The sequence below is a fragment of the Microbacterium karelineae genome (assembly GCF_009745985.1).
Classification (GTDB): domain Bacteria; phylum Actinomycetota; class Actinomycetes; order Actinomycetales; family Microbacteriaceae; genus Microbacterium; species Microbacterium karelineae.
Window position 1 is genome coordinate 377,333 of sequence record NZ_WFIX01000191.1, and the last position, 11,839, is coordinate 389,171.

The window sequence follows — 11,839 nt, forward strand, 5'->3', positions numbered from 1 at the left end:
GGCGATGAACTCATCTCGTCTCCGCGCTCTCATCGTCCCAACTGACGCCATCGATCCGGATGCCACGTTCAGCGAGCCTCTCTCGGAGCACGTCGAGGTCTCCCGGCGCCGGCATCCCGACGAGGTGCAGTGCCCCCTCCGCGACAGAGACCTGCATCCGCGTCGGGCCAGGCGCGAGGCCGAACCTCTCGACGCCACGCGAAGTGATCCGCTCGAGCACCTGGTTCCCGCTGCCGAGGAGAGGATGCGCGCTCGGCAGATCTCGCCGATAAGGCCCCGAGACGAGCGCATCAGTGCGTTCCCAGAGCTCCCTCGAGATTCGCCTCGCTGCGGCGCTGGCGTAGCCGGTGAAGATCAGCACGTCCGTGTCGCTCCATCCGTCGCGGACACGATCGATCAGCGCCACGACAGCATCGGCCTGCTGGAACGGCTCGCCTCCGGTGACGGACAGCCCGGTGAGATCGTGCTCCGCGGCGAGCTCGAGGATCTGCCCCGCGAGGTCGGCAACGGAGCGAGACGCGCCGCCGGACGGGTCCCAGGTGTCCATCGACGCGCATCCCGGGCACCCGATCGTGCATCCCTGCACCCAGATTCCCGCGCGTCGGCCCGGGCCGAGAGCCGTGAGCGGAGCGGCAACTCGGCTGATTCGGATCGTGTCGACGGTCATGTGGCCCACCGGATCGTCACCTGGCCGTCCGTACCTCGTTCGACGGCAACGATCGTTCGCGTGTCGCCCACTCCGGCACCGAACAGCGCTCGAGCGAGGGGATTCACGAGGAACGACTCGACCTGATTGCCGACCCCGCGAGCGCCCGTGGACAGGTCCTCGACCGTCGCGCTGATCACCTGCTCACGCGCCGCGTCGCCGATCCGCACCTGCACGCCGGTGCTCCGCTGTGCGTGGGTGAGCGCGTTGTCGATGAATCCGCCCGCGATGATGCGCGCCGTCTCGGGGTCGATGTAGTCGAAGACGACGATGTTGTCTCCGATGCGTCCGAGCAGCTCCGGCCGACGATAGCGCTCGACGAATGCGCGCTCGATCTCCGAGGTGAGCGCGCGACGATAGGCGACAGGATCGGCTGCGCAGTCCTCCGCGGTCGTGCCCGATCCGCCGATGCCGAGATTCGACGTGAAGATGATGAGAGTGTCATTGAAGAACACCGTGTCGCCGGATCCGTCCGACAGCCGCCCGTCGGAGAGGATCTGCAGGAACTTGTCGAGCACACGCGGGTGAGCCTTCTCGATCTCGTCGAACAGGAGGACCGAGAACGGCCTGTCGCGGACCGCGTTCGTCAGCTCACCTCCCGCGTCGTGATTGACATAGCCGGGAGGAGATCCGATGAGACGCTGATCCGCTGCCTCCTGCGCGAACTCGCTCATGTCGAACCTCACATATGCCGATTCATCGCCGAACAGAAGCTGCGCGATCGTCTTCGCGAGCTCCGTCTTTCCGACGCCCGTCGGGCCGGCGAAGAACATCACCCCGCGCGGGCCATCCGCTCCCGCACGGTGAGCTGCCGTCATCCCCGTCACTGAGCGGATGAGGATGTCGAGCGCGTGCTGGATGGCCTGTGCCTGGCCCTTCACACGGCGCTCGAGCGCAGCCGGCCCCCGCGCGATCTGCTCGGCGAGCTCCGGCGCGCGCCACGGATCCTCGACGACGCCCGCCCGGTACAGTCGCGCGCCGTCATCGACTCGGGCCGACGGCAGCCCCTCATCGCGCATGAGCTGGATGATCTCCATCATCGCCCGCAGGGACATTCCGTGTGTGCTGCCGACGAAGCGCTGCACGATGAGTTCGGCATCCCCCGTATCCGGTCCGGGTGCGAGCTGAGCGTAGAGGCTCCGAGCTGCACGCAGTCGAGTCGAGAGATCGGGGTCCGGAATCGGCACCTGGCGGATTCCATCCGACGTCACGAGCCACGCCGGAAGATCGTTCGGCCGATCGAGGAGCAGGATGATCGGATTCCGCCTCATCATCCGCGCGCCGTCGCGGGTGAACAGCGAAGGCCGTGCGTGCACGATGCCGAGGAGCCGCTGGAACAGCTCCTCTGCCGGCTCGACGATCTGTCCTGAGGGATGGCGCGCAACCTGTGAGAGATAATCGACGACGATGGCGCAGGGATGCTCCGGGGCCGACGCGACAGCCTGCACTGCACGCGCGATGTCCGCGAATCCGACGGTGCCGGTGCCGACCAGATCGGTGTTGTCGCCGAGCGCGGCGCGCGCCGTCGTTTCGTCGGATCCCGCATCGATCGAGACGCCGTGCAGCGGTGAGGTCGTCACCATCGTGCCGATCCCGCTGAGTTCGAGCACGGATCGCAGGGCAGAGCGCGTCTCATGCAGCGTCATCGCCCCATGCGCACCCGGCACGACATGGACGTCGCGGATATTGCCATGTACGACGAACAGCGTCGTGACGGGCAGCACGGAGTCGACGAAACGCAGCCACGCCGGGTATCCGGCCGTCCGTTCGGCCGCACCGGTCACGACCCCGACCTCTGCACCGAGCCCTCGGGATGCTGGGCGGCGCTGCGTGTCTGCGAGGACGCCCTGGCGCGCGCACTCGTCTTGAGCTCCGGACGGCGGGCGAGCGCCCTGGATCCCACTGGGAGGGATGCGGTGACGCGCATATCCACCCCGCGCTGCGCCAGCTCGCGCATCATCGCATACTGGGCATCACACGATTCCTGCTCTGCGCGAATGTCGGATGCGGGGTCGGACGCGGTACCAAGAGCGATCGTGCTGGTCAGCAGCCTCGGCTCGCCACGAGGGACCGTCAGTTGAAGCGCGTAGTCGTCACCGGCCCGGCGCGCGACCGCATAGTCTCCAGATCGCATACTGACCTCGAAGCCGTCGTCGACGACGTGTCCGAGTTCGCGAAGCACGTCGCGCACCTGCGCCACAACGTATCGACGATCCTGATCGCGATGCCATGCCTCGCGCGCGACCACGACCGTCTGTCGAGCGTGCACGAGGTCGTCCCGGGTCCGTACGGCCGCGAGTGAGGCGCGCGCGTTGTCCGCGAGGTCGCTCTCGATGTCCGCGATCGAGTCGCGTAGCTCGACCGCCGCACGGACGAGGTGCACGCGCCGGCGCTCGTCGACGAGCTCGGTGCGCGCCTGTACGGCGATGCGCCGGAGCGCATATGCGGACGCCTCCGACGGACGCTCGCGCAGCTTCGCGACTTCGTCGATCCTCTCGTCCCAGGATTCTGAAGGATCGAGCTCGAGCAGCGCCTTGAGCGCTTCCGCCGCGCGCTCCGACGTCGACTGCTCCCAGGTCGGGGCCGCCGCACTGTGCGACTCAGCCGACTCCGACGCACGCACGGGGGATTCACGGAGCGGGGAACCGAACTCGATCCGTCCGGAGATCGCATCAGGGAGTCGTGCGTGCACGATCGCCGCCATGCGTTCGCGGCGAACGCGCTCGAGCGTCGACGTGACGGATTCATGCTGAGCGATCGCGCGTTCCAGGACCGTCCGCGCGTCCTGTTCCGACGCGCGATCCTCAGGAATCGGTATCGACGTCACCGCGAGCGAGACAGCGGCGAGCGCTCGCGCCTCGTGAGTCATCTGTTCGGCCTCGGCAAGCAGGCTCGGGATCCGAGCGCGCGCCTGCGCAACGGCTTCGCGCCGTCGGCGCTCCTCTTCCGCCACCTCGTAGGAGAGCGACTTCGGACCGCTCATCCCCCGGCTCCGGCCGAGTGCGATGTTCTCATGCTCCACACCCCTCTCAGGGTGGAAGCTATTGCTCAATTCGAGGCGCCGGGTATCTGCCGCGGCCGATCAGGAGATTCCGAACGCCGAACGCCGGCTCGAACACGGACGCGCCCGCGTCCCGCCCCTCACCCCGCGCTCGCCGGCTTCGCCGGCAGCACCACCGTGAACGTCGTCGATCCGGGCTCGCTGGCGACCGAGATCGTTCCGTGGTGGGCCTCGACGAGCGCCTTCGCGATCGACAGGCCGAGGCCGGATCCGCCCGTCTTGCGCGCGCGGCTCGTGTCGCCACGCGCGAAGCGCGTGAAGAGCGTCTTCTGCAGCGCGGGCGCGATGCCGGGCCCCGTGTCATGCACGTCGACGATCGCGCGGGTCGCGGATCCGTCTCCCTCGGTGCGGAGCGAGACCGTCACCTCGGTGCCCTCGGGAGTATGGGTGCGGGCGTTCGCGAGGAGGTTCGTGATCACCTGCGTCAGGCGCGCCCTGTCGCCCGCGACGAAGACGTGCTCCTCGCCCACATCGGCGCCCCAGTCGTGCTCCATGCCCGCCATCGCCTGATCGGCGACGGCGTCGAGCACGAGCTGGGTGAGGTCGACCATGTCGTAGACGATGTCGGTGCCCTCGTCGAGGCGCGCGAGCAGCAGCAGGTCCTCGACGAGGCCCGTCATGCGCTGCGACTGCGCCTCGATCCGCTGCAGCGACTGCCGGCTCGAGTCCGTCAGCGCGCGGTCGCGCAGCGAGAGCTCGCTGTATCCGCGGATCGACGCGAGGGGCGTGCGCAGCTCGTGGCTCGCGTCCGCGACGAAGCGGCGCATCGTCTCCTCGTTGCGCTGGCGCGCCGACAGCGACTCCTCGACGTGGTCGAGCAGCGTGTTGAGCGAGGATCCGACCTGCCCGACCTCGGTGCACGGATCTGACTGCTCGGGAGGCACGCGCTCGGGGATCGAGACGTCTCCCTGATCGAGCCGCTGTCGCGAGACGCGCGTCGCCGTCTGGGCGATGTCGCGCAGGGGGCGCAGTCCGCTGCGGATGACGCCGGACGTCGCGATCCCGAGCAGCATCATGCCGCCGATCGTGGCGAAGCCGATCGCCCAGAGCATCGTGCGCAGCGTGGCGTTCTCGGACGCGGTCGTCATGCCGAACGCGCCCACCGTCTCCTGCGAGTCGACCGTCTTGAGCGCCGCGACCCGGAACGTGCCGGCGCCGGGCAGCGACACGGTCGTGAGCTCGCCGGGTGCGTTCGCCGTCGCCTCGACGACGCGCTCGATCTGCGCCTCGCTGAGCGTGCGCCGCTCGAAGTCGCCCGTCACGATGGCGCCCGTCGTGCCCGTGAACGGGCTGCTGATGACGAGCAGAGTTCCCGGCGGGGCATGGGATCGGTCGAGCTGCTCCGACGCCGTGCCGTCGAGCATCGTGATGCCGAAATCGGAGCGCAGGCTCCGAGATGCATCCTGGACGCGGTTGTCGACCTGCGAGTTCAGCACATTGTTGAGCATCACGCCCGTGACGATCGACACGACGAGCAGGATCCCCGCGACGATCGAGAAGACCGTCAGCATGAGGCGCGACTGCAGCGTGAGGCGCGCCCCACCCGTGGGGACGCCCTCTCCCTCGGGGGGATGCGGCAGCGCGCGCCCCATCACTGCGGCGCCTTGATCATGTACCCGACGCCGCGCACGGTGTGGATGAGCGGATCCTCGCGGCCCGCGTCGATCTTCTTGCGCAGATACGAGATGTAGAGCTCGACGACGCTCGACTTGCCGCCGAAGTCGTAGTTCCACACGCGGTCCAGGATCTGCGACTTCGACACGACGCGCCGCGGATTGCGCATGAGGAAGCGCAGCAGCTCGAACTCGGTCGCCGTCAGCTCGATCTCGTCCTCACCGCGGATGACCTCGTGGCTGTCCTCGTTGAGGCTCAGGTCGCCGACGCGCAGGATCGGCTCGGGCTCGGCCGAGAGCGCCGTGCCCGACCGGCGCATGAGCGCCCGCAGCCGCGCGACGACCTCCTCGAGGCTGAACGGCTTCGTGACGTAGTCGTCGCCGCCGGCCGTGAGGCCCGCGACGCGATCGCTCACGGCGTCCTTCGCGGTGAGGAACAGCACGGGGACCATGTTCTGCTGCTGACGGAGGCGCTGCAGCACGGCCATGCCGTCGAGGTCGGGCATCATGATGTCGAGCACGAGCGCGTCGGGGTCGAAGTCCTTGACGCCGTCGAGCGCCTCGTGGCCGCTCGCCGCCGTCCGCACCTCCCATCCCTCCATGCGCAGCGCCATCGACAGCAGGTCGGTGAGCATCTGCTCATCGTCGACCACGAGCACGCGCACGGGCGAGCCATCGGGCCGTGTCAGGGCGGTTCCAGTCGCGGGATTGGTCATGGACACCATTGTGCGCCTCTTCCTATGCGTTCTCTATGGCGCGAGCTATGCCTGCACTGTGAAACCGCGATGCCGCCCGGGGCGCCGTACGCTGGCTCTCGATGACGACCTCGACGCCCCACCCCGACATCGGCCCCGACATCCTCCGCCGCATCGCCGACTGGACCCCGCGCACCGACGACGAGCGCGCCGCGCACGCCTCGTTCCGCGCGCGGTTCGCGGGATCCGATCTGCCGATCTCCCGCGGATCGCGGCCCGATCACGCGACCGCCTCGGCCGTCGTGTTCGACCCCGATCTCGCCCGCACGCTGCTCGTGTTCCACGGCAAGGGCCGCTTCTGGGTGCAGCCGGGCGGACACATCGAGGACCGGGATCCCTCGGTCGCCGACGCCGCGCTGCGCGAGCTCGCGGAGGAGACGGGAGCGGATCCCGCGACGGTGCGGATCGCGGGCGCGTACGACCTCGACCACCACGCGCTCGGCGACCGCTTCGGCGCCTGCGCCTCGCACCTCGACATCGGGATCGCGATGATCGCGGATCCAGACGCCGCCGTCGCGGTCAGCGACGAGTCCGAGGACGTCCGCTGGTTCCCGCTCGACGCGCTCCCCGACACCCTCGCCCGGGGCGCCGCCACCCGCTTCCTCGCGATGCGGGAGCGCGTGCGCGCATGAACACGCGCGACGCCCCGCCCACCGGGCGGGGCGTCGCGTCAGCGCCGAGTCAGGCGGCCCCGTCGAACATGCTCGTGACGGATCCGTCGTCGAAGACCTCCTGGATCGCGCGCGCGAGCAGCGGCGCGGCCGAGAGCACCGTGAGCTTCTCGAAGCGGCGACGCTCCGGGATCGGCACGGTGTCCGTCACGACGACGCGGTCGATCGCATCGTCGAGCAGGCGCTCGCTCGCCGGCTCGCTGAAGATCGCGTGCGTCGCGCCGACGATGACCTTCTTGGCGCCGTTCTCCTTGAGGGCCTGCGCGGCCTTCACGATCGTGCCCGCCGTGTCGATCATGTCGTCGACGAGCAGGCACGTGCGGCCCTCGACGGATCCGACGATCTCGTGCACCGAGACCTTGTTCGCGACCTTGGGGTCGCGACGCTTGTGGATGATGGCGAGCGGCACATCGAGCGAGTCGCTCCAGGTGTCGGCGACACGCACGCGGCCCATATCGGGCGAGACGACAGTGAGCGTCTCGCGCTCGTCCTCCGTGAAGGTGTCGACGAAGTGGCGCTCCAGCACCGGCTTCGCGAACAGGTGATCGACCGGACCGTTGAAGAAGCCCTGGATCTGCGAAGCGTGCAGATCGACGCTCATGATGCGGTCGGCGCCCGCCGTCGCGATGAGATCCGTGATCAGGCGCGCCGAGATCGGCTCGCGCCCGCGGCCCTTCTTGTCCTGGCGCGAATACGGGTAGTACGGCACGACGACCGTGACGCGCTTCGCCGACGCCCGCTTGAGGGCGTCGAGCATGATGAGCATCTCCATGAGATCCTCGTTGATGTTCTCGCCGAACGACTGCACGAGGAACACATCGGTGCCGCGCATCGAGACGGAGAAGCGCGTGTAGATCTCACCGGACGCGAACGTGCGGTGCTCTGTGGGGGCGAGATCGATGCCGAGGCACTCGGCGACATCGGCGGCCAGCTCGGGGTGAGAGCGCCCCGTCACCACCACCATGCGCTTGCGGGTCTTCTGCTCCTTCCCGGGAGCGATGCCCCGGTCGAGATCGAGGTCAACCGTCTTGTTCTTACTCGCCATCGGCCTGTTTCTCTGCGCGTCGGGCCCTGGCCACCGCATCGGCCGCCGGGGTTCCCGCCCTGTTGTTCTCGACCCACCCGTCGAGGTTCCTCTGGGGGGCCACGCTCATCGCCAGTGCTCCGGCCGGCACATCCTTGCGGATGACCGCACCCGCGCCCGTCTTCGCGCCGTCGCCCAGTCTAACCGGCGCGATCATCACCGTATGAGAGCCCGTGTGGACATGGTCGCCGATATGCGTGCGGTGCTTGTGCACATCGTCGTAGTTGGCCGTGATCGCGCCCGCGCCGAGGTTGACGCCCTCGCCGACGTCAGAGTCTCCGACATACGACAGGTGCGGCACCTTGCTGCCCGCGCCGATCGTCGAGTTCTTGATCTCGACGAACGTCCCCGCCTTCGCGCCATCGGCGAGCTCAGCCCCCGCCCGCAGATACGCCCACGGCCCGATCGTCGCGCCCGCGCCGATGACCGCGAGCGTGACATCGCTGCGACGCACGCTCGCGCCCTCGCCCACCTCGCTGTCGACGAGCGAGGTGTCGGGGCCGATCGTCGCGCCCTCGCCGATCGCCGTCGCGCCGAGGATGTGCGTGTTCGGCAGCACCGTCACATCGCGCGCGAGCGTCGCCGTGTCGTCGATCCACGTCGTCTGAGGATCCTGGATCGTCACGCCGTCGACCTGCCAGCGGCGGATCACCCGCTGGTTGAGGATCCGCGCCGCCTCGCCGAGCTGCACGCGGTCATTCACCCCGAGTGCCGCGGCCGCGTCGGGAGCCGTCACGCCCGCGATGCCGCCGCCCGCGGCACGCAGCAGGCCGATGACATCCGTGAGGTACATCTCGCCCTGCGCGTTGTCGGTGCCGACGCGCGAGAGCGCATCGCGCAGCGCCGGGGCGCGGAACACGTACACGCCCGGATTGATCTCCGAGACGGCGAGCTCCGACGCCGTCGCGTCGCGCTGCTCGACGATGCGCTCGACCATGCCATCGGCGCCGCGGATGATGCGGCCATACCCGTCGGGATCCGCCAGCTCCGCGCCGAGGAGCGTCGCGTCGGCACCGCGGCGCCGGTGCTCGTCGAGCATCGACTGGAACGTCGACACCTCGATGAGCGGCACGTCGCCCGACAGCACGAGCACATCGCCCGCGAAGTCCGCCGGCAGCGCCTCGACGCCGACCTGCGCCGCGCGGCCCGTCCCCGGCACCTCGTCCTGATCGACGGCGACGACGCCGGGATGATCGGCGAGCGATTCGACGATGAGGTCGCGCTCATGCCGGACGACGACCCGCACGAGCTCCGCGCCGAGCGACTCAGCCGACCGCAGCACGTGCCCGAGGAGCGTGCGACCGCCGATGCGGTGCAGCACCTTCGGCGTCGCCGACTTCATGCGCGTGCCCCGGCCTGCCGCCAGGACCACGATTGCCAGATTCTGCTCAGTCACGCTCCGCCACCAGGACTCGAACCTGGACCTCACGGCTCCAAAGGCCGTCGTGCTGCCATTACACCATGGCGGACCGCGGCCCGGGAGGCCGCCCCACCAGTCTGGCATGCGACCCCGTGTGACGCCGTGCGCCCCCGCCGCGGGATAATCAGATGATGGCAAGCGAACAGGATGAGGTCGACCGCATCGTCGGCGCGTGGAGCGCCGAGCGACCCGACCTCGATTTCTCGCCCATGGAGGTGCTCTCGCGCGTCGACCGGCTGTCGCACCACCTCGACCGTGCCCGCCGCGACGCGTTCCGCCGGACCGACATCGAGCCCTGGGAATGGGACGTGCTGTCCGCGCTCCGCCGCGCCGGCGCGCCGTACCGACTCAGCCCCAAGCAGCTCCTGCAGCAGACCCTCGTCTCAAGCGGCACGATGACCAACCGCATCGACCGCCTCCGCGAGCGCGGGCTCGTCGACCGATCGGCAGATCCCGACGACCGCCGCGGCGCCCTCGTCACCCTCACCGCAGAGGGACGCACGCGCGTCGACGCCGCCATCACCCGCCTCATCGACGCCGAGTCCGACCTGCTCGGCGGCATGACCTCCTCCGACCAGAAGCGGCTCGGCTCGCTCCTGCGCCACCTGCTCGTCTCGTTCGACGGAAATGGATGACTCCCCCTATGGCACATCTGATCGGCGGCGAGGACCTGCACGCGGAATTCCCCGCGAAGGTCGTCCTGGACGGCGTCACCATCGGCATCGCCGACGGCGACCGCGTCGGCATCGTCGGCCGCAACGGCGACGGCAAGTCGACACTGATGCGGATCCTCACCGAGAAGCAGGCGCCGGACTCGGGGCGCGTCACCAAGCGCGGCGGCCTGCGCGTCGGCATGCTCTCGCAGGACGACGACCTGCCCGCAGGCGGATCCGTGCAGCACGCGATCGTCGGCGACGCCGACGAACACGAATGGCTCGGCGACGCGCGCATCCGCGACGTCCTGGGCGGCCTCACGAGCGACCTCGACCTCGCCTCCGACATCGCCAGCCTCTCCGGCGGCCAGCGCCGCCGCGTCGCCCTCGCGCGCCTCCTCGTCGGCGAATGGGACGTCATCGCGCTCGACGAGCCCACCAACCACCTCGACGTCGAGGGGATCTCGTGGCTCGCCGAGCACCTCGGCCGCCGCTGGTCCGCCAACCAGGGCGCGCTCCTCCTCGTCACCCACGACCGCTGGTTCCTCGACGCCGTCTGCACGCGCATGTGGGAGGTGCACGACGGCATCGTCGACCCCTTCGAAGGCGGATACGCCGCCTACGTGCTGCAGCGCATCGAGCGCCAGCGCCAGCGCGACGTCGCCGAAGAGAAGCGCCAGAACCTCATGCGCAAAGAGCTCGCGTGGCTGCGCCGCGGCGCCCCCGCCCGCACCTCCAAGCCCAAGTTCCGCATCGAGGCCGCCAACGAGATCATCGCGAACGAGCCGCCCGTACGCGACAAGGTGCAGCTCACGCAGCTCGCGACCGCCCGCCTCGGCAAAGACGTCGTCGACCTGCTCGACGCGGGCGTCGCCTACGACGACGGCGACGTCCTCACCCGCGTCGAATGGCGCATCGCGCCCGGCGAACGCACCGGGATCCTCGGCGCGAACGGCGCCGGCAAATCGACCCTGCTCGGGCTCATCTCGGGCGCCGTCACCCCCACCTCGGGGCGCGTCAAACGCGGCAAGACCGTGCGGATCGCCTACCTCGACCAACGGCTGAAGGAACTCGACGAGGTCTCGCACCTCCGCGTGCGCGAAGTGCTCGCCGAACAGAAGTCGTCGTACGTCGCCGGCGGCAAGGAGCTCAGCCCCTCGCAGCTCCTCGAACGCCTCGGCTTCCGGACCAGCGAGCTGTCCACCCCCGTGAAGGACCTCTCCGGCGGCCAGAAGCGACGCCTGCAGCTGCTGCTCGTGCTGCTCGACGAACCCAACGTCCTCATCCTCGACGAACCCAGCAACGACCTCGACACCGACATGCTCGCCGCCATGGAAGACCTCCTCGACACGTGGCCCGGCACCCTCCTCGTCGTCAGCCACGACCGCTACCTCATCGAACGCGTCACTGACCAGCAGTACGCCGTCATGAACCACCGCCTGCGGCACCTGCCCGGCGGCGTCGACCAGTACCTCCAGCTGCGCCGCGAACAGGAGGCCACCGGCTCCTCCCCCGGCGACGCTCGCGCCACGACATCGGAGGAGCCGACGCTCTCCGGCGCCGACCGCCGCGCCGCCGAGAAGGAGCTCAGCGCGATCGACCGCAAGCTCGAGAACCTGCAGAAGAAGGTGCGCAGCACTCACGACGAGATGGCCGCACACGACCAGGGCGACTTCGACGGCCTCTCCGCCCTCAACCACCGACTCCGCGAGCTGCAGCACGAGATCGACGGGCTCGAGGAGCGCTGGCTGGAGCTCGGGGAGCTCGTGGCGTAGGTCTGGTCTTCTGTTGCGGCTGCGTTTGAGTGGTTGCTTTCGCTGCGCTCGCGACGCCAGCTCCCCTTGTGGGTGGGGAGGGGGATCGCGTCGCTTCGCTC

10 protein-coding genes and 1 tRNA gene are annotated in these 11,839 nt (G+C 69.4%); 3 read left to right on the top strand and 8 right to left on the bottom strand.

Going from position 1 to position 11,839, the window contains the following annotated elements; translation table 11 throughout:
* Nucleotides 1–10 precede the first annotated feature (10 nt).
* The 5 genes from GB932_RS18240 to GB932_RS18260 all read right to left on the bottom strand — a co-directional run bounded on the left by GB932_RS18240 (nt 11) and on the right by GB932_RS18260 (nt 6,096).
* The gene (locus tag GB932_RS18240) at nt 11–667 is read right to left on the bottom strand and encodes a 4Fe-4S single cluster domain-containing protein (protein ID WP_156762108.1); all 657 of its coding nucleotides are present in this window, start codon (nt 665–667) and stop codon (nt 11–13) included.
* Nucleotides 664–2,490, bottom strand: coding sequence for an AAA family ATPase (locus GB932_RS18245; protein ID WP_156762109.1), 1,827 nt, complete (start codon nt 2,488–2,490; stop codon nt 664–666). Before GB932_RS18245 ends, GB932_RS18240 begins: the two co-directional genes overlap by 4 nt.
* Nucleotides 2,487–3,689: a hypothetical protein gene (locus tag GB932_RS18250; protein ID WP_156762110.1), complete on the bottom strand. Its 1,203-nt coding sequence runs from the start codon at nt 3,687–3,689 to the stop codon at nt 2,487–2,489. The genes GB932_RS18245 and GB932_RS18250 overlap by 4 nt, the downstream gene beginning before the upstream one ends.
* Nucleotides 3,690–3,847: 158 nt before the next feature.
* Nucleotides 3,848–5,359, bottom strand: a complete 1,512-nt coding sequence (locus tag GB932_RS18255; RefSeq protein ID WP_156762111.1) for a sensor histidine kinase — start codon at nt 5,357–5,359, stop codon at nt 3,848–3,850.
* Nucleotides 5,359–6,096: a response regulator transcription factor gene (locus GB932_RS18260; protein ID WP_156762112.1), complete on the bottom strand. Its 738-nt coding sequence runs from the start codon at nt 6,094–6,096 to the stop codon at nt 5,359–5,361. Before GB932_RS18260 ends, GB932_RS18255 begins: the two co-directional genes overlap by 1 nt.
* A 101-nt stretch (nt 6,097–6,197) precedes the next feature.
* Here GB932_RS18260 and GB932_RS18265 point away from each other — a divergent pair, with 101 nt between their 5' ends.
* Complete coding sequence (locus tag GB932_RS18265) at nt 6,198–6,767, top strand: NUDIX hydrolase (RefSeq protein ID WP_156762113.1); 570 nt, start codon at nt 6,198–6,200, stop codon at nt 6,765–6,767.
* 49 nt (nt 6,768–6,816) lie between these two features.
* On the opposite strand, the gene GB932_RS18270 is transcribed toward GB932_RS18265, so the two are convergent.
* The 3 genes from GB932_RS18270 to GB932_RS18280 form a co-directional block, all read right to left on the bottom strand.
* Nucleotides 6,817–7,851 carry a ribose-phosphate diphosphokinase gene (locus GB932_RS18270; protein ID WP_156762114.1) on the bottom strand — a complete coding sequence of 345 codons (1,035 nt, stop codon included), beginning with the start codon at nt 7,849–7,851 and terminating at the stop codon, nt 6,817–6,819.
* Entirely contained in the window at nt 7,841–9,286 is a 1,446-nt protein-coding gene (gene glmU, locus GB932_RS18275) for a bifunctional UDP-N-acetylglucosamine diphosphorylase/glucosamine-1-phosphate N-acetyltransferase GlmU (protein ID WP_156762115.1), read from the bottom strand. The genes GB932_RS18270 and glmU overlap by 11 nt, the downstream gene beginning before the upstream one ends.
* Nucleotide 9,287: 1 nt before the next feature.
* Nucleotides 9,288–9,359: transfer RNA gene (locus tag GB932_RS18280), tRNA-Gln, on the bottom strand.
* 82 nt (nt 9,360–9,441) lie between these two features.
* On the opposite strand from GB932_RS18280, the gene GB932_RS18285 reads away from it, so the two are divergent.
* The gene (locus GB932_RS18285) at nt 9,442–9,945 is read left to right on the top strand and encodes a MarR family winged helix-turn-helix transcriptional regulator (RefSeq protein WP_156762116.1); all 504 of its coding nucleotides are present in this window, start codon (nt 9,442–9,444) and stop codon (nt 9,943–9,945) included.
* An 8-nt stretch (nt 9,946–9,953) separates the two neighbouring features.
* Nucleotides 9,954–11,738 carry an ABC-F family ATP-binding cassette domain-containing protein gene (locus tag GB932_RS18290; protein ID WP_156762117.1) on the top strand — a complete coding sequence of 595 codons (1,785 nt, stop codon included), beginning with the start codon at nt 9,954–9,956 and terminating at the stop codon, nt 11,736–11,738.
* Nucleotides 11,739–11,839: the final 101 nt, after the last annotated feature.